The 16,332-nt window shown below is 38.3% G+C and carries 18 protein-coding genes and 4 tRNA genes; 16 read left to right on the top strand and 6 right to left on the bottom strand.

What is annotated here, in order from left to right; genetic code table 11:
- The first annotated feature begins 102 nt into the window (after nt 1-102).
- The 4 genes from MM239_RS09425 (at nt 103) to MM239_RS09440 (ending at nt 3,636) form a co-directional block, all read left to right on the top strand.
- Nucleotides 103-1,242, top strand: coding sequence for an acyl-CoA dehydrogenase family protein (locus tag MM239_RS09425; RefSeq protein ID WP_241347988.1), 1,140 nt, complete (start codon nt 103-105; stop codon nt 1,240-1,242).
- A gap of 592 nt (nt 1,243-1,834) precedes the next feature.
- Entirely contained in the window at nt 1,835-2,011 is a 177-nt protein-coding gene (locus MM239_RS09430; RefSeq protein ID WP_241347957.1) for a hypothetical protein, read from the top strand.
- A 72-nt stretch (nt 2,012-2,083) separates the two neighbouring features.
- Nucleotides 2,084-3,262, top strand: coding sequence for a DUF4221 family protein (locus tag MM239_RS09435; RefSeq protein WP_241347958.1), 1,179 nt, complete (start codon nt 2,084-2,086; stop codon nt 3,260-3,262).
- 95 nt (nt 3,263-3,357) lie between these two features.
- Nucleotides 3,358-3,636 carry a hypothetical protein gene (locus MM239_RS09440; protein ID WP_241347959.1) on the top strand — a complete coding sequence of 93 codons (279 nt, stop codon included), beginning with the start codon at nt 3,358-3,360 and terminating at the stop codon, nt 3,634-3,636.
- Between the two features lie 131 nt (nt 3,637-3,767).
- On the opposite strand, the gene MM239_RS09445 is transcribed toward MM239_RS09440, so the two are convergent.
- The 6 genes from MM239_RS09445 to MM239_RS09470 all read right to left on the bottom strand — a co-directional run bounded on the left by MM239_RS09445 (nt 3,768) and on the right by MM239_RS09470 (nt 8,806).
- The gene (locus MM239_RS09445; RefSeq protein WP_241347960.1) at nt 3,768-4,268 is read right to left on the bottom strand and encodes a SixA phosphatase family protein; all 501 of its coding nucleotides are present in this window, start codon (nt 4,266-4,268) and stop codon (nt 3,768-3,770) included.
- A 23-nt stretch (nt 4,269-4,291) separates the two neighbouring features.
- Nucleotides 4,292-5,026, bottom strand: coding sequence for an RluA family pseudouridine synthase (locus tag MM239_RS09450; protein WP_241347961.1), 735 nt, complete (start codon nt 5,024-5,026; stop codon nt 4,292-4,294).
- A gap of 137 nt (nt 5,027-5,163) precedes the next feature.
- Nucleotides 5,164-6,744: a peptide chain release factor 3 gene (locus MM239_RS09455; protein ID WP_241347962.1), complete on the bottom strand. Its 1,581-nt coding sequence runs from the start codon at nt 6,742-6,744 to the stop codon at nt 5,164-5,166.
- Between the two features lie 167 nt (nt 6,745-6,911).
- Complete coding sequence (gene frr / locus MM239_RS09460; RefSeq protein ID WP_241347963.1) at nt 6,912-7,472, bottom strand: ribosome recycling factor; 561 nt, start codon at nt 7,470-7,472, stop codon at nt 6,912-6,914.
- 25 nt (nt 7,473-7,497) lie between these two features.
- Nucleotides 7,498-8,211: a UMP kinase gene (gene pyrH / locus MM239_RS09465; protein ID WP_241347964.1), complete on the bottom strand. Its 714-nt coding sequence runs from the start codon at nt 8,209-8,211 to the stop codon at nt 7,498-7,500.
- Nucleotides 8,212-8,311: 100 nt separating this feature from the next.
- Nucleotides 8,312-8,806 carry an acetyl-CoA carboxylase biotin carboxyl carrier protein subunit gene (locus MM239_RS09470; protein WP_241347965.1) on the bottom strand — a complete coding sequence of 165 codons (495 nt, stop codon included), beginning with the start codon at nt 8,804-8,806 and terminating at the stop codon, nt 8,312-8,314.
- A 48-nt stretch (nt 8,807-8,854) separates the two neighbouring features.
- On the opposite strand from MM239_RS09470, the gene MM239_RS09475 reads away from it, so the two are divergent.
- The 12 genes from MM239_RS09475 (at nt 8,855) to rplL (ending at nt 16,273) form a co-directional block, all read left to right on the top strand.
- On the top strand, nt 8,855-11,449 hold the full coding sequence (locus MM239_RS09475; protein ID WP_241347966.1) for a M1 family metallopeptidase: 2,595 nt from the start codon (nt 8,855-8,857) through the stop codon (nt 11,447-11,449).
- 154 nt (nt 11,450-11,603) lie between these two features.
- Nucleotides 11,604-11,686 (top strand) — tRNA-Tyr (locus MM239_RS09480).
- A gap of 63 nt (nt 11,687-11,749) precedes the next feature.
- Nucleotides 11,750-11,822, top strand: a tRNA-Gly gene (locus MM239_RS09485).
- Between the two features lie 36 nt (nt 11,823-11,858).
- A tRNA-Thr gene (locus MM239_RS09490) sits at nt 11,859-11,930 on the top strand.
- A 61-nt stretch (nt 11,931-11,991) separates the two neighbouring features.
- A complete protein-coding gene (gene tuf / locus MM239_RS09495; RefSeq protein ID WP_241295403.1) occupies nt 11,992-13,179 on the top strand; it encodes an elongation factor Tu in 1,188 nt (395 codons plus the stop codon).
- A gap of 114 nt (nt 13,180-13,293) precedes the next feature.
- A tRNA-Trp gene (locus MM239_RS09500) sits at nt 13,294-13,364 on the top strand.
- A gap of 18 nt (nt 13,365-13,382) precedes the next feature.
- The gene (gene secE / locus MM239_RS09505; RefSeq protein WP_241347967.1) at nt 13,383-13,571 is read left to right on the top strand and encodes a preprotein translocase subunit SecE; all 189 of its coding nucleotides are present in this window, start codon (nt 13,383-13,385) and stop codon (nt 13,569-13,571) included.
- Between the two features lie 17 nt (nt 13,572-13,588).
- Nucleotides 13,589-14,146 carry a transcription termination/antitermination protein NusG gene (gene nusG / locus MM239_RS09510; RefSeq protein WP_241295407.1) on the top strand — a complete coding sequence of 186 codons (558 nt, stop codon included), beginning with the start codon at nt 13,589-13,591 and terminating at the stop codon, nt 14,144-14,146.
- Nucleotides 14,147-14,149: 3 nt separating this feature from the next.
- The gene (rplK, locus tag MM239_RS09515; RefSeq protein ID WP_076501241.1) at nt 14,150-14,593 is read left to right on the top strand and encodes a 50S ribosomal protein L11; all 444 of its coding nucleotides are present in this window, start codon (nt 14,150-14,152) and stop codon (nt 14,591-14,593) included.
- Between the two features lie 10 nt (nt 14,594-14,603).
- Nucleotides 14,604-15,302 (top strand): 50S ribosomal protein L1, encoded by a 699-nt coding sequence (gene rplA / locus MM239_RS09520; protein WP_241347968.1) that lies wholly within the window; start codon nt 14,604-14,606, stop codon nt 15,300-15,302.
- A gap of 2 nt (nt 15,303-15,304) precedes the next feature.
- Nucleotides 15,305-15,841, top strand: a complete 537-nt coding sequence (rplJ, locus tag MM239_RS09525; protein ID WP_241347969.1) for a 50S ribosomal protein L10 — start codon at nt 15,305-15,307, stop codon at nt 15,839-15,841.
- A 51-nt stretch (nt 15,842-15,892) separates the two neighbouring features.
- Complete coding sequence (gene rplL / locus MM239_RS09530; protein WP_241295412.1) at nt 15,893-16,273, top strand: 50S ribosomal protein L7/L12; 381 nt, start codon at nt 15,893-15,895, stop codon at nt 16,271-16,273.
- Nucleotides 16,274-16,332 lie beyond the last annotated feature (59 nt).

Raw genomic sequence — 16,332 nt, forward strand, 5'->3', positions numbered from 1 at the left:
TTTTGCGTTAAATAAGTTCATTATCTGTTCTTCTATTGAAACTTCTCTTTTGACTAGAAGTTATTATCTTAGTGAAAATTAAACCCAAGTATAACAATTATGATGAATTTTGAGATGAATGAGAATCAGGTGATGATTGCTCAAATGATTAGAGATTTTGGTGCTAAAGAAATCACTCCTTTTAGAAAGGAATGGGATGATCAGCAGTATTTTCCAATTGAAGTTTTTAAAAAGTTAGGAGAACTTGGTTTGATGGGCGTATTGGTGCCTACTGAATTTGGGGGGGCTGGTTTTGGCTACTTTGAATATGTGACAGCTATAGCCGAGCTGGCAAAGTTAGATCCATCCATTGGCCTATCTATGGCTGCGCACAATTCATTATGCACTGGACATATCATGATGTTTGGAAATGACGCGCAGAAAAAGAAGTACTTGCCTAAGCTTGCCACATGTGAACTACTAGGTGCTTGGGGGTTGACAGAGCCAAATACTGGTTCTGATGCGGGAAATATGAGAACAGTAGCTACTGAAGATGGTGATCACTATATCATCAACGGAGCCAAAAACTTTATCACACATGGTGTATCAGGGGATGTGGCAGTGGTGATAGCTAGAACAGGAGAAGTCGGAGATTCTCATGGAATGACGGCTTTTATCGTGGAAAAGGGTACTCCAGGCTTCAAAGGTGGCAGAAAGGAAGATAAGCTAGGAATGCGTGCTTCGGAGACTGCTGAGTTGATTTTTGAGGACTGCAAGGTTCACAAGGATCAGATTCTTGGAAAGGAGGGAGAGGGCTTCATTCAGTCTATGAAGATTCTGGACGGTGGTAGAATTTCTATTGCAGCCCTTTCACTTGGGATAGCTGAAGGAGCGCTAGAGGCTTCAATTCAATATTCCAAAGAGAGACAGCAATTCAATCAGTCAATCAGTAAGTTCCAGGGGATTTCATTCAAATTGGCAGATATGGCTACTCAAATTGAGGCAGCGAAGCTTTTGACATTCAAAGCGGCGGACTTGAAAAATAGGGGTGAGAAAGTGACACTAGCTGGTGCTAAAGCGAAGCTTTATGCCTCTGAAGTCTGTGTGTCTGTTTCAAATGAAGCAGTGCAGATTTTTGGTGGATATGGTTTTACAAAAGATTATCCAGTTGAAAAGTATTATAGAGATTCAAAACTTTGCACTATTGGTGAAGGTACATCTGAGATTCAAAAATTGGTGATTTCAAGGGAGATATTGAGGTAATTGTCAAAGAAGAACTTCAAATGTGTCATTAGCAGTATACTAGCACTTCCAAAGTTTTAAACTTAGGAAGTGTTTTTTATTCTAAACTTTTCCAGTTTCTGATTTGAACACCTTCTCTTTCTTGGTGGAGATCGCCTGCATAGACCAGTTTCAATTCAGTTTCTGGAGCCAATTTTTTGAAATTTTTCAGCCCTTTCAGAAAATCAGAGTGATAAGTCTCGGAAGATTTGATTTCATAAGCGATCAGTTTGCTGTTTTTTTCTTGTTAATCTGTTTTTATCATTTTATGCAATTTTGGAATTGAATTCATGATTTGCATAAAATATTTGATAATAAAAATATTTAATAGTCTAAATAAGGTAAGTTTTGATTCTAATTCATTTCAAAGGTTAAACAGGTTTGGTTTTACAATATGTTTAATTTGGGTTATATTCAAACTCAAAAATATTTATTGATACTTGTTTTGACTTAGTTTTGAAATAATTTAAAAAAAAATATTGATATTCACTTGCGCATAATAATAATTTTAAGAAAGCTTTTAGATTGAAGCTGCTCTGAAAGGGGTATTTTAAATTTGTTAAATCGGAATGCGATGAAAAAGAAAGTAAGATTGTTAGTCGCTGGAGCCATGTTGGTATTGTTTTCAGGAGGTGTTTACCTGGAGTTGTCTGCTCAGAGGTGGGGAGCAGAAGGTTGGAAAAAAGATAATGGACAGCATTGTTGTTTAGGAAGTGGAAGTTGTTTAGTTACAGAGGCAGGTAATTGTTAAGGTTAATCTATTTATTAATTTGCATCCCTCTTGATCAATTGGCATGAGGGATGTTTTTTTAAAATCAGGAAAATGGGAAAAATATATATAGCTCTTTCTTTTTTTAGCATTCTTAGCTTATTAAGTTGTGAAAAGAAGACTTCATTGAATCAATCGCTTGATCCTTCACCAAGAAAATTTGATGATTTAATCACATTGATGCCTGATGATACGGTTTCTATTCCAATTGGGCAAAGAACCAATGTGTTCTCGAAATACATCTCAAAGACTAGTATAAGGGGAAAGGATTATTTGGGGCTAGTCAACGAAAACACAAACCACTTGGAGTTCTATGCATTGTCAGATGATGCGGAAAGTTTCAGTATTAAGTTTCAGCAAGAAGGACCTAACGGTGTAAGGACAATCAAGGCATTCGAAGTTTTGTCTGATAGCACACTATTGATTGGGACTTCTTGGCGTCGTGAACTTTACATTACAGATTTTAGTGGTAGTGTTTTAAGCAGGATAAATTCGGTCAAGAAAGAGAGGGAAGATGGAAAGCCATACGTTCAGATCTATTATACTAATAAACCGTTAATCTATAGTCGAACGAAAAATGCAACGTTCACATTTGCGGCAGGAGATCAGGATTATAATTCACCAGGTCTATGGTCTGGGACTTATTTTTTGAAATTCATACATGCAGATCCTCTACAGATGGAGCATGTTTTGAATTTACCTTCTCATTTGTCACCGCTAGTATATAGCGCTTTTTTTTCACATAGCTCACACTTGCTTAGGGGAGATAATGAATTAATCGTTAGTTTACCATTCTTAAATGATCTGCTGATCTACAATATAGACTCAGAAGAGCTTACTTATGCAGCCGCTGGGCATAGGGGACATGGTGATATATTGCCCTTGGATAATCCAAGCCCGAATCACGATGAGCAAGAATATGTAGAGAGCGATTCATACAGAGAAATCGTTTATGATCAAGAGACCGGTTACTTATATAGGTTTGCCTATGATGGTTTAGATTACAAAGATTTGGATGGCAGAAGAAGGACATGGGATAATAAAAAGCCATCCATAATCATTCTGGATAATAATATGAAAAAGGTGGGAGAATATGAACTGCCCCAGAACAAGTTCTACACAAGGATGTACTTCACTCACCGAGGAAAACTATATATATCCATTAATCATCCTGATAATAATCCCTCTGAGGATGAATTGATTTTTGTTGGTCTAAAGCCGATGAAGAGATGATAAAGAATTTATTAACAATAGGACTACTTATAGTTAGTTGTCTAGCATGTAGCCACAATGCTTTAGAAGAGGAATATATCAAATTGGAAGCGTAGTTGGAATTTAATAATTTGAGTGAGAAGAAGGTGAGCATAATCATTCCATTAGAGAACTCATGTTCTTCCTGCTCTCAAATGACGCTCAATGAACTGGTTGGCATGGAAGAGAAATTTAGAGAAGATGTATTGTTGGTTTTTACAGCTCGATCTGAAAAGTTGATCCAAGAGACTTTGAGTGATTTAAACTTAAATTCATTTCAAATTGAAAAGGATTCAAAATATGAATCTTGGAAAATGGGTCTGGTGGATAAAAATCCTAGATACTACTTGATATAATCAACTAGCCTCATGAGATCGGAAGGGATTACCTTTCAAAATATCGCTGATCAGATGCCTAAATCATAAATTTTTTAAATGAGTATTAATTCTGACCAATAGAAAACAACGGGCAAGCTTGCCCAATTGTTTTAATATTCCTTGTAGACTTTCCTTTCTACTGATGAGCTGCCGTCTTCAGCGAGGGTGATTTCGAAGATGTAATCGTATTCTTCTTCTTTCAGTTCATCATATTTTTGACCTGTTCCTACGAAGTGATTGATCAAATGGTGGATGGTATTGCTGTGACCTACCACAATAATGTTACCTTTTCTCTTACGAAGTTCGTCCGCCAGGTCCTCATGATATTCTGGATCATAGATTTCTTTGGCTATTCCAGACCTGTTGGCAATAGGCTGTATGGTAGCCAGGGTTCTTACCGTATTGGTACTGAAAGCATGCTTTATTTCTTTTTCGGCTAAGATTTGATCCAATTTTTTAGCGCGGGCAGTTCCTGCTACACTGAGCATTGGGTCTTTGCCATCGAGCATTTTCTCTGCATGTCTGACCACATAGATGGTCTTCGGCTCTTGTTTTGTACCACAAGCACCGAGAGCAAATAGAATGAGAAATAGATAGAATAGGTTTTTCATAGTGGTGTGGGTGGTGCTGATTTCTATCCGCTATAAGTATTGTCGATATGTTGATCTTTAGCTTTGACAGGCTCCAATTCCAGATACTGTTCCCAAAATGGCTCTTCAGGTAAGGCGGCTCGCAGGTATAATTTTTCTTTTTTGATTGGATGTACAAAGACCAAATGAAACGCATGAAGATTAATGCTTTTATCTGGGTTGCCTTTCACAAAGCCATACTTGACATCTCCTCTGATCACAGACCCCATACTTGCGAGTTGTACTCTGATCTGATGTGGTCTGCCAGAAACTGGACGCACTTCGACGAGCCAGTGGTCATTGAGTTTTCCAAGTCGCTTGTAACTCAGCTCAGCTTTTTGTGATCCTGGCACTTCTTTGTCAAAGGCGGATACATAGTTGCGATTTTCGTCTTTGACAAGATAGTGAGTCAATTTACCCATCTCCTCTGCTGGTTTTTTCTTAACTACCGCCCAATAGACTTTGTGAATGTCCCTTTTTCGGAAGAGTTCCATCATGCGTTCGAGTCCTTTGGATGTCCTTGCGAATACAACCAGACCACTGACTGGTCTATCAAGTCGGTGTACAGGGTGAAGAAAAACAGCTCCTGGTTTATCGTACTTTTCTGCAATATATTCCTTACAATAATCTGTTAAGGTTTTGTCTTTAGTTTTGTCTCCTTGGACAAGTATACCCGCAGCCTTGTTCACTACCAACAGGTGGTTGTCTTCATAGACGACTGTAAATGGCTTTTTTTTCATAATCCTAATATATACTTTGCCGAAGTTCGACAGATTTTTCAATTTAAATGATCAGCGATTGATAGCCAATCAATAACATAAATTCTTGTATGTAAAGTTTAATTTGTAGATCTTTTTATAAATAAAGTCACCCAAACTTAAAACTCTGAAGTAAAGTGGAATTCAATTTCTGGATAATTATCCTGAACCATTTGAAGCCATGACCTTGATTCTGCCATGAAAACAAGTTTTCCATCTTTATCGTGTGCGATGTGTCTGTTCTTAGACTTAACAAATTCTTCCAGCTTCTTTTTATCACTACTATTGATCCAGCATGCTTTGTATAGTTGCATAGGTGCGAAATCTACAGAGGCATTGTATTCCTGTTTCAACCTGAACTGAATTACTTCAAACTGTAACTGTCCTACTGTCCCAATTACTTTCCTGGAACCCATGTCGAAGGTGAACAATTGTGCCACGCCTTCTTCCATCAATTGCTTGAGTCCTTTTTCAAGTTGCTTTGTTTTCATTGCATCTTTGTTAATGACTTCTTTGAAGATTTCGGGAGAAAAGCTTGGGATACCTTTGAAGGTCATTTCTTCACCGTCTGTCAGGGTGTCGCCAATTTTCAGGTTTCCAGTATCATAAAGCCCCACGATGTCTCCAGGGTAAGCTACATCAACCATCTCACGGTCTTGAGCCATGAATTGTGTAACGTTGGAAAACCTTAGTGGCTTTGTTCCACGCACATGCTTGTATGGTTTATTTCTTTCAAATTGACCAGAGCAAATTCTCAAAAATGCAATCCTATTCCTGTGATTTGGATCCATGTTAGCATGGATTTTAAATACGAAACCAGAGAAGTTTGATTCTGTTGGGATTACCTCTCTATCTTCTGTATTTCTACTTTTAGGGGTAGGGGCGATGCGAATGAAAGTATCGAGCATTTCGTTGACTCCAAAATTATTGACAGCAGACCCAAAAAAGACTGGTGCTACTTTTCCTTCCAAGTAATCAGTGGTGTCGAAATCTGGATATACGCCTTCTATAAGTTCCACATCTTCTCTTAATTGATTGGCATTATTAGTCCCGATGAGATCGTCCAACTGGTTATCGTCAAGATTTTCAATGGTGACCCTATCATCACTAAGCTTCCTTTGACTAGGAGTGAAAAGGTTTAATTTTTTCTCATATAGATTGTAGACTCCTTTAAAGCCTTTTCCCATTCCAATGGGCCAAGAAAGAGGGCGAACCTTTATGTTTAGTTTGTTTTCTACCTCATCCAATAGCTCGTATGGATCCCTTCCTTCACGGTCAAGTTTGTTGATAAAACAGATCACAGGTGTGTTTCGCATTCTACAAACTTCCATCAATTTCTCTGTTTGTATTTCTACACCTTTTACACAGTCAATGACCATAATTACAGAATCCACCGCAGTAAGCGTTCTATAGGTGTCCTCTGCAAAGTCTTGGTGACCAGGAGTATCGAGAAGATTGATTTTAATATCTTTATATTCGAAGCCCATCACGGAAGTAGCCACAGAGATACCTCTTTGTTTCTCGATCTCCATCCAGTCAGACTTGGTAGCAGTATCTATTTTGTTGGATTTTACAGCTCCGGCAGTTTGGATCGCACCCCCAAAGAGCAAAAGCTTCTCTGTAAGTGTTGTTTTTCCCGCATCAGGGTGAGCTATAATGGCAAACGTCCTTCTTTTTTCTATTTCTTTTGACAGGTTCATGCTGTTGATTTCTGGAATTCCAAGGCGCAAAGTTACATTTTTCTTGTTGAAAAATAGTATCTCAACCAATGATTGGAAGATTGCTGTTGGAATGTGTGATAACAAAAAAGTCTGAACAGTGAACTGTACAGACTTTTTTAAAGATAATTTTGTGTGTGTGATTTGACTTATATGGTCATTATTTCTGCTTCTTTTTTCACTAATAGCTCATCGATTTTTGTCGAATATTGATCGGTAAGCTTTTGAACAGCATCTTCAGCTCTTTTTACTTCATCTTCTGGAGCTCCATCCTTTTGAAGTTTTTTCAGAGCATCATTGGTGTCTTTTCTCACTGTACGCAGACTTACTTTACCATTCTCACATTCAGCTTTGGCCGATTTCACAAGGTTCTTTCTTCTTTCCTCAGTCAATGGTGGTATAGTCAATATGATGATTTCGCCATTGTTTTGAGGAGCAAGTCCAAGATCAGAGTTGATGATAGATCTTTCGATTTCACTGATTAGGTTTCTTTCCCAAGGCTTGACAGAAAGGGTTCTTGCGTCAGGCGTGGTGACAGAAGCAACCTGTTGAAGTGGTGTAGGGGCTCCGTAATAGGATACCATGATGCCATCCAGCAAGTTTGGCATAGCCTTTCCAGCTCTAATTTTAACCAGTTCTTGAGCAGTATGATCTACTGCTTTTTGCATCATTTCTTTTGCTTCATCCAGGTGCATTTGTATCTCTTCCATGGTAAATGTATTCTGGCTTATGTTTTTATTGAATAGTAGTAATTAATGTTCCGATGTCTTCACCTTGAGCAAGCTTGATAAGGTTTTCAGACTTGTTCATGTCAAATACAACAATTGGTAAGTTGTTTTCTTGGCATAGTGTAAACGCAGTCATGTCCATGATGTTCAAGTTTTTCTCGTATGCCTCTTGGAATGATAAGGTATTGTATTTTGTTGCAGATGGGTCTTTTTCTGGGTCTGCTGTATAGACACCGTCTACTCTAGTGCCCTTTAGAACAACTTGAGCCTCTATTTCGATTGCTCTAAGACTCGCTGTAGAGTCTGTAGTAAAGTATGGGTTACCGATTCCAGCTCCGAAGATTACAATCCTTCCTTTCTCCAAATGTCTGATTGCTCTTCTTCTTATAAATGGTTCGCAAACACTTTCCACTTTGATACCTGACATGAGTCTGGTGAACATACCGTTTTGTTCAAGCGCACTTTGTAGTGCCATAGCATTTATCAAAGTAGCTAACATGCCCATGTAATCTCCTTGAACCCTGTCTATTCCAGTCTTTTCTGCTTGTACTCCTCTAAAAATATTACCTCCTCCGATTACTATAGCGATTTCAACACCTTGCTCTTTCACTTTCTTGATTTCTTCTGCGTACTGTTGAAGTCTATTTGGGTCGATACCATAGCTATTTTTGCCCATTAATGACTCTCCGCTTAATTTGAGTAGGATTCTTTTGTATTTCATTTTAGGTGTTGATTTGGAAAATTATGCTAATTTTTAGCGTTCTTGTGATTGATAAATTTTACAAATATAAAGCTTCAAGCTAGAAATCTAAAAGCATTCGTCAAAATTGGATGAGGACTTGGTTTTTTTCTACACTATCACCTTTTTTGATTTTTACATTTTTGACAATTCCGTCACCAGGAGACTTGATGATATTTTCCATCTTCATGGCTTCTAGTATCAAGACTGGATCCCCTTTTTTTACCTCATCCCCTTCTTTTACTTTAAGGTCAAAAATCAAACCAGGCATAGGAGCTTTGATTTCTTTTGCTTGACTACCAAGTCCTGTGTTCATTCCAAGTTTTTCTAACAAAATATCAAACTTGTCCTGCAGCTTTACTTCTGCTAATTTATTATTTAGCTTCAATCTAAGTGTTTTATCTTGGGTGTTTATGGAGACTAACTCAAGATTGTGTGATTGATTTTTATGAATAATGTGGTATTTGTTTTCACTTATTTTCTTGAAGTCCCAAGTCAATAAATTTCCGTTTATTATCAGGTCACTACCTGATTTTTCCACATTTAGTCCAGACTTATCGATGTTTACTGAATACATTTCTATTATTTTGCGACAAGATACAATTTAATTATAAAAAGCCTGAATATGAAAATCCAGAGATTTAAGCTTCTTTTGCTTTTGCTACCATTTTTGACTGTTGCTTGTAAAAGTAATAAAAACATTGCAGAAGGTGAACAAATAGATGCCAACACAAGCTATGAAGTGGTAGATGAGCTAGATAATAAAAATGCTTTAGCAAAACTTAAAGAAGCTGAAATTGAAAATTATAAAGGCTCGCGAACCAGGTCATTCGACTTGCTACACACTTCGCTGGATCTTACTTTCGACTTTGACCAACAACATGTCAAAGGTGAAGCAAAACTGATATTGAAACCCTACTTTTTTGATCAGGCTCAAGTAATTTTAGATGCGAAAGACTTCGATATTCATGCACTTAGGCTTGATAAGGAAGGAGCGAATGAATTAAACTATAAGTATGATGGTAGGGTAATTACCGTTTACCTTCCAAAAAGCTATACCAGGAGTGATACACTAGGACTATATATAAAGTATACTGCAAAGCCAAATGAAAATCCCGAAAAGGGCAGTGAGGCGATCACAGATACAAAAGGGCTATACTTTATCAATCCAACTGGAGATGAGGATAAACCTATTCAGGTTTGGACTCAAGGTGAGACAGAGCATAACTCAAAATGGTTCCCAACTTTTGATACCCCCAATGAAAGATTTACTCAAGATATCAAACTTACAGTACCAGCCAAGTATAGAACTATTAGCAATGGGAAGCTACTTTCCAGCGTAGATCAATCAAATGATATGCGTACAGATCATTGGGAAATGGATTTGCCGCATGCACCGTATCTTGCCGCGGTAGTAATAGGAGAGTTTGTAGAAATAAAAGACTCTTGGGAAGATATACAGGTGAATTACTACGTGGAGGAAAAGTATGAGCAAGGAGCAAAGACCGTTTTCAAAAATACACCTGAAATGATTGGCTTTTTTTCAGAGTTGCTTGGAGTAAGGTACCCTTGGCAAAAATATGATCAAGTAGTTGTGAGAGATTTTGTGTCAGGTGCTATGGAAAATACGACGATCTCTGTTTTCATGGAAGCTTTGAATCTCAATGAACGAGAAGCCCTAGACAGCGAATGGGACGGAATCATAGCGCATGAATTATTTCACCAGTGGTTCGGCAATTACGTCACGACGGAATCCTGGGCCAACCTTACACTTAATGAAGCATTTGCCAATTACTCTGAATATTTATGGTATGATTACAAAGAAGGAAAAGATGTGGCTGACCTCCACCATATATCGGAAATGGAACAATATTTTGACGAATCTAGAGAAAAGCAAGTAGATTTAATCAGGTTCTTTCATGATGACTCAGAGGACATGTTTGATAGTCACTCTTATGCCAAGGGAGGGAGGATTTTACATATGCTTAGGAGAAATCTTGGCGATGATGCGTTTTTTACCTCACTTAAACATTACTTGACAAAGCATGCTTGGTCAAGTGTAGAAGTCCATGATTTGAGACTAGCTTTTGAAGAAGTAACTGGCCAAGATTTGAATTGGTTTTTTAATCAATGGTTTTTGGGTTCAGGCCACCCAGTCCTGTCCTATGAGGTAGATTATAGTCAGCAAGAAAATTTGCTTTTGAGGGTTACTCAAAAGCAAGACCTGACAAGCACCCCACTTTATAAAATCCCATTTAAAGTGAGTTGGTACATTGATGGAGAGCGTTTTGAAAAAGAGTTTGTGCTAGACAAAGCCTATCAGCAATTTGCAATGCAGAATAATGAGCCAGTCAATCAACTTTATTTCGATGAAGAGTCTGAGCTGCTAGCTGTAAAAGATACAAAAAGAGGGCTTGATCATTTCGTGATGCAGTATTCACAATCTCAATTTGGAGTAGCTAGGTATGAGGCTTTGGATAGCCTTTTAAATAATTATCCTGATGAACCTGTTACCATAAAGACTGTTGAGTTGGCGTTAAATGATTCATTTGGGGCAATCCAGGAAATGGCCATGTTTGGAATTGCTAGAAACCCAGAGTGGCTTACACAAATCAAAGGCTTGGAGGGTATCTTATTTGAAATAGCTGAGAATGGAACAGAACATGCTGTGCAAACAGGTGCTATAGAGTTATTATCAATTTTAGATCCTGATAAGTATTCCCCTTCACTTTTGAGATGGATGAATCATCCATCATATCTAGTGGCATCAGCCGCTCTTTCTGCTTACCTTAGTTATGAAGACAATCCTAATAGGAATTCCATAGCTGAGCGGTACATGGAAGAAGATAATGTAAGGATAGTTGTAGCCATTGCAGATTTTTTGATTGAGGAAGAATCATCAGATAGTGCTGAATGGTTTCATGAAAAATTAGAAAAGCTGTCGGGGCAGCCACTATATTACTTCTTAGGTTATTATGGTGATTATTTCTCAAAGCTTCAAAAGGAATCAGAAAGTAAGCGCGCAGTAGAAAAGTTATACAAAGTAGGCATGAATCATCAAGCGAACTATATCAGAGCAGTTGCCTTTCAATCTATGTTTGGCTTTGTAGACGATGAAGGAGTTTTGGAGAAAATCAAAGAAATGTATACCAAGGAGGAGGATGAAAAGCTGAGGAAGTACATGGAATATTACCTTGAGCCATACCTTGATGAAAATTAAAGCATTGATTTCTTTAGGTTTATTGAATTCTGTCAAAAAAAGGCAAGAAATTTTTTGACAGAATTTTGAATGTTACAGAAAAGGGTATAATTTTGCCATCCGTTAAGAGAACGAAAAAGTCGAAAAGACTTTAGATCTTATTGAAATAACAGTTGGGGGAATACCAAAGCGGCCAACTGGGACGGACTGTAAATCCGTTGACTTATGTCTTCACAGGTTCGAATCCTGTTTCCCCCACATTGCGTTTTTGTCAAAAATATTATTACTTTTGCAATCACGTATTTGGAAATAGTATTAAAAGCGGGAGTAGCTCAGTTGGTAGAGCGGCAGCCTTCCAAGCTGCAGGTCGCGGGTTCGAGCCTCGTCTCCCGCTCTATGCTTTTATAGGCAAACGTAATTAATGTCAACAGCCGACGTAGCTCAGGGGTAGAGTACTTCCTTGGTAAGGAAGGGGTCACGGGTTCAAATCCCGTCGTTGGCTCAGAAACATTGAAGAATTTAAATAAATTTATATCTTTAACTAAAACAGAGGATTTTCACGCATGGCAAAAGCAACCTTTGACCGTTCCAAACCGCACGTTAACATCGGTACGATTGGTCACGTAGACCATGGAAAGACAACTTTGACTGCTGCCATTACTACAGTATTGGCCAAAAAAGGTCTTTCTGAATTAAGAGATTTCTCTTCTATCGACAACGCTCCAGAAGAAAAAGAAAGAGGTATCACTATCAACACATCTCACGTTGAGTATCAAACAGAAGCTAGACACTACGCTCACGTTGACTGTCCAGGTCACGCGGATTATGTGAAAAACATGGTTACTGGTGCTGCTCAAATGGATGGAGCTATTCTTGTAGTAGCAGCAACTGATGGTCCAATGCCTCAAACTAGAGAGCACATCCTTCTTGCTCGTCAGGTAGGTGTACCAGCTCTTGTAGTGTTCTTGAACAAAGTGGACATGGTAGATGACCCTGAGCTTCTTGAACTAGTAGAAATGGAAGTAAGAGAATTGCTTTCTTTCTATGAATTCGATGGTGATAATATTCCTGTAATTTCAGGATCTGCACTTGGTGGCCTTAACGGTGAAGCTAAGTGGGAAGATAAAATCATGGAATTGATGGATGCTGTGGATAACCATATCCCACTTCCTGAGCGTCTTATTGACAAAGATTTCTTGATGCCTGTAGAAGACGTATTCTCGATCACTGGTCGTGGTACTGTAGCTACTGGTAGAATTGAAAGAGGTGTAATCAACTCTGGTGATCCAGTTGATATCATTGGTATGGGTGCTCAAGGTCTTAAGTCGACTGTGACTGGGGTTGAGATGTTCCGTAAGATCCTTGACAGAGGTGAAGCTGGTGATAACGTTGGTCTATTGCTAAGAGGTATTGAAAAGTCTCAAATCAAAAGAGGTATGATCATCTGTAAGCCAGGTTCAGTGAAGCCACATGCTCACTTCAAAGCTGAGGTTTACGTTCTTTCTAAAGAAGAAGGTGGTCGTCACACTCCATTCTTCAATAAATATCGTCCACAGTTCTACCTAAGAACTACTGACGTAACAGGAGAGATTAAACTTCCTGAGAATGTTGAAATGGTTATGCCAGGTGATAACGTTACAATTGAAGTTAATCTATTGAATGCTGTTGCTCTTGAGAAAGGTCTACGTTTCGCTATCCGTGAAGGTGGTAGAACAGTAGGTGCTGGTCAGGTAACTGAAATTCTAGACTAATTACCTTGTAATTCAAATATTTTCAAATGCGATCTTGAAATTTTTCGGGGTCGCATTTGTTTCTTCAAGCGCAATTCACTACTTTTGCGTTCCCTTTCAAAGGAAAAACATCAAACGGGCATAGTTCAATGGCAGAATAGCGGTCTCCAAAACCGTTGATGGGAGTTCGAATCTCTCTGCCCGTGCAACATTAAAGTAAAACCATGAATATCAAAAGCTTTGTCATTGAATCCATTGACGAAATGAAAAACAAGGTCACATGGCCTGCTTTTTCGTTTTTGCAAAACAGTGCAGTTTTGGTCATTGTAGCCTCATTAATTTTCGCTTTACTTATAGGAGCAATAGATTTGGGCTTTGAAAATCTTATGACCTGGTTTTACGATTTATTTTAATTGAATAGAAATTACTGATGGCTGAACATAAGTGGTATGTGCTTAGAGTGGTAGCGGGACAGGAGAAGAAAACCAAATCTTATTTGGATAATGAGATTCTCCGTCAGAAGCTTGAGGAATTTATTCCTGAAGTTTTGATACCTTCTGAGAAAGTTTACGAGATGCGTAATGGCAAAAAAAGAGTTAGGGAAAGAAACTTTTTTCCTGGCTATGTTTTGGTACATGCGGATCTAACCCACGGTGAGGCAAATCACGTAATCACAAGCATTCCGGGTGTTATCGGTTTCTTAGGGTCAAACCAAGGGGGGGCTTCCAAAACCCCTGAGCCATTACGACAATCTGAAGTCAACAGGATCTTAGGTCGTGTTGAGGAGATTGATGAGTTTGCAGAGAAGCTTGATACTCCATTTATAGTAGGAGAGACCATAAAAGTAATGGATGGTCCTTTCAGTGGATTCTCGGGAACAATAGAAGAGGTATTTGAAGATAAGAAGAAATTGAATGTTATGGTCAAGATCTTTGGACGAAATACCCCTGTAGAATTAAACTTTATACAAGTAGAAAAACAAGACTAGGAAATGGCTAAGGAAATCACTGGTTATGTGAAATTACAGGTGAAAGGTGGCCAGGCAAATCCATCGCCTCCAGTTGGTCCAGCCCTTGGTTCAAAGGGTTTGAACATCATGGAGTTCTGTAAGCAATTCAATGCTAGAACTCAGGATAAAATGGGTTCAGTATTGCCTGTTTTGATTACTGTTTATTCTGATAAGTCTTTTGACTTTGTGGTGAAAACTCCTCCAGCTGCAAATATGCTGATCGAGGCTGCAAAAATCAAAGGTGGTTCATCAGAGCCAAACAGGAAAAAAGTAGGTTCTGTTACTTGGGATCAAGTAAAAGAAATCGCTGAAGTTAAAATGCCTGACTTGAATGCATTCAAAGTTGAATCTGCCATGAAAATGATTGCAGGTACAGCTAGAAGCATGGGTATCACAGTATCTGGAAAAGCCCCTTGGGAGGAATAAAATAAGAACTATGGCTAAGTTAACAAAAAAGCAAAAAGAAGCTCTTTCTAAGTACGACCCAAGCCAACAGTACTCTCTGGAGGAAGCTTCTTCAATTGTGAAGCAAATCACCAACACCAAGTTTGATGCTTCTGTAGATCTTGACGTTCGTTTGGGCGTAGATCCTAGAAAAGCTGATCAAATGGTAAGAGGAGTAGTCGCACTTCCTCATGGAACAGGTAAGGATGTCAAGGTATTGGTACTATGTACCCCTGACAAAGAAGCCGAAGCCAAAGAAGCAGGTGCTGATTATGTTGGATTAGATGACTATATAGCAAAAATCGAAGGTGGATGGACTGATGTCGATGTGATCATCACCATGCCTAACGTAATGGCTAAAGTAGGTAGATTAGGTAGGGTTTTGGGACCTAGAGGCTTGATGCCTAACCCAAAATCTGGTACAGTGACCCTAGAAGTAGGTAAAGCTGTAAAAGAAGTGAAAGCAGGTAAGATCGATTTCAAAGTTGATAAATTTGGAATCATCCATGCAGGTATTGGTAAGGCATCTTTTACTCCTGAACAAATTCAGGAAAATGCAAAAGAACTTATTGCTACTATCTCTAAATTGAAGCCAGCTTCTTCTAAAGGAACGTATTTCAGAAGTATACATTTGTCAAGTACAATGTCACCTGGAATTATTGTAGATAAAGGTAGTATTCAAGGAATTTAATCATGACTAGAGACGAGAAAAAAGTAATAATCGAAGGTCTTACAGAGAAATTCAAAGAAACCCCGTATTTCTACATTACTGATGCAGGGGGCTTTGATGTAGCTCAAGTAAATGCTTTCAGAAGAGTATGTTTCGAAAAAGGTGTTGAATATAAAGTTTATAAAAATACACTTATCGCTAAAGCGCTCGAGAATCTTGAGGGTGATTATGTGAAGTTTTCGGAAGAAGCTCTAAAAGGATTTTCAGGAATAGTTTTCTCCAAAGAAGTTGGAAACCTTCCTGCTAAATTAATCCTTGATTTCAGAAAAAAATTAGGTAAGAAGGAAACTAGACCAGTTTTCAAAGGAGCTTATATAGATTCAGATGTATTCATTGGAGAGAAGAATCTCGAAATGTTGTCTACATTGAAATCTAAAAATGAACTTTTGGGAGATGTTATCGGTCTTCTTCTATCTCCAGCAAAAAATCTTGTTTCTGCACTTCAATATGGTCAGAACACTATCGCTGGTGTGGTTAAAACCCTTTCTGAAAAAGAATAATCTTAATTTATCAAATCAATTAGTAAACACAACAATTTAAATATTAATACAATGGCAGATCTTAAACAACTTGCTGATCAGTTGGTAAACTTGACTGTAAAAGAAGTAAAAGAATTGGCTGATATTTTGAAAGAGGATTATGGTATCGAGCCTGCTGCTGCTGGTGCTGTAATGGTAGCTGGTGGTGCTGCTGGAGACGGTGGAGCTGCTGAAGAAGAAAAAACTTCTTTCGATGTAATCCTTAAGGCCGCTGGCGGTCAAAAATTAGCTGTAGTTAAGCTTGTAAAAGAATTGACAGGTCTTGGCTTGAAAGAAGCTAAAGAACTAGTTGATAGTGCTCCTAAAGCTGTAAAAGAAGGAATCGCTAAAGACGAAGCTGAAGCTTTGAAAAAGTCTCTTGAAGAGGCTGGAGCTGAAGTAGAGATCAAGTAATTTGACTTTCTTTGCCAAATAGGTAAAGAGAACAGATTTAGACCTGACTTATTAGTCAG

The sequence above is a fragment of the Belliella filtrata genome (genome assembly GCF_022549775.1).
Lineage (GTDB): Bacteria > Bacteroidota > Bacteroidia > Cytophagales > Cyclobacteriaceae > Belliella > Belliella filtrata.

Bases quoted from the DNA above. Each gene is read 5' to 3' on its own strand.
- pyrH (WP_241347964.1), bottom strand. From the start codon at position 8,211: ATGAAATACAAAAGAATCCTACTCAAATTAAGCGGAGAGTCATTAATG.
- MM239_RS09435 (WP_241347958.1), top strand. From the start codon at position 2,084: ATGGGAAAAATATATATAGCTCTTTCTTTTTTTAGCATTCTTAGCTTA.
- nusG (WP_241295407.1), top strand. From the start codon at position 13,589: ATGGCTGAACATAAGTGGTATGTGCTTAGAGTGGTAGCGGGACAGGAG.
- rplL (WP_241295412.1), top strand. From the start codon at position 15,893: ATGGCAGATCTTAAACAACTTGCTGATCAGTTGGTAAACTTGACTGTA.
- MM239_RS09425 (WP_241347988.1), top strand. From the start codon at position 103: ATGAATTTTGAGATGAATGAGAATCAGGTGATGATTGCTCAAATGATT.
- MM239_RS09430 (WP_241347957.1), top strand. From the start codon at position 1,835: ATGAAAAAGAAAGTAAGATTGTTAGTCGCTGGAGCCATGTTGGTATTG.
- MM239_RS09470 (WP_241347965.1), bottom strand. From the start codon at position 8,806: ATGTATTCAGTAAACATCGATAAGTCTGGACTAAATGTGGAAAAATCA.
- tuf (WP_241295403.1), top strand. From the start codon at position 11,992: ATGGCAAAAGCAACCTTTGACCGTTCCAAACCGCACGTTAACATCGGT.
- MM239_RS09475 (WP_241347966.1), top strand. From the start codon at position 8,855: ATGAAAATCCAGAGATTTAAGCTTCTTTTGCTTTTGCTACCATTTTTG.
- rplK (WP_076501241.1), top strand. From the start codon at position 14,150: ATGGCTAAGGAAATCACTGGTTATGTGAAATTACAGGTGAAAGGTGGC.
- rplA (WP_241347968.1), top strand. From the start codon at position 14,604: ATGGCTAAGTTAACAAAAAAGCAAAAAGAAGCTCTTTCTAAGTACGAC.
- MM239_RS09445 (WP_241347960.1), bottom strand. From the start codon at position 4,268: ATGAAAAACCTATTCTATCTATTTCTCATTCTATTTGCTCTCGGTGCT.
- rplJ (WP_241347969.1), top strand. From the start codon at position 15,305: ATGACTAGAGACGAGAAAAAAGTAATAATCGAAGGTCTTACAGAGAAA.
- secE (WP_241347967.1), top strand. From the start codon at position 13,383: ATGAATATCAAAAGCTTTGTCATTGAATCCATTGACGAAATGAAAAAC.
- MM239_RS09455 (WP_241347962.1), bottom strand. From the start codon at position 6,744: ATGAACCTGTCAAAAGAAATAGAAAAAAGAAGGACGTTTGCCATTATA.
- frr (WP_241347963.1), bottom strand. From the start codon at position 7,472: ATGGAAGAGATACAAATGCACCTGGATGAAGCAAAAGAAATGATGCAA.
- MM239_RS09450 (WP_241347961.1), bottom strand. From the start codon at position 5,026: ATGAAAAAAAAGCCATTTACAGTCGTCTATGAAGACAACCACCTGTTG.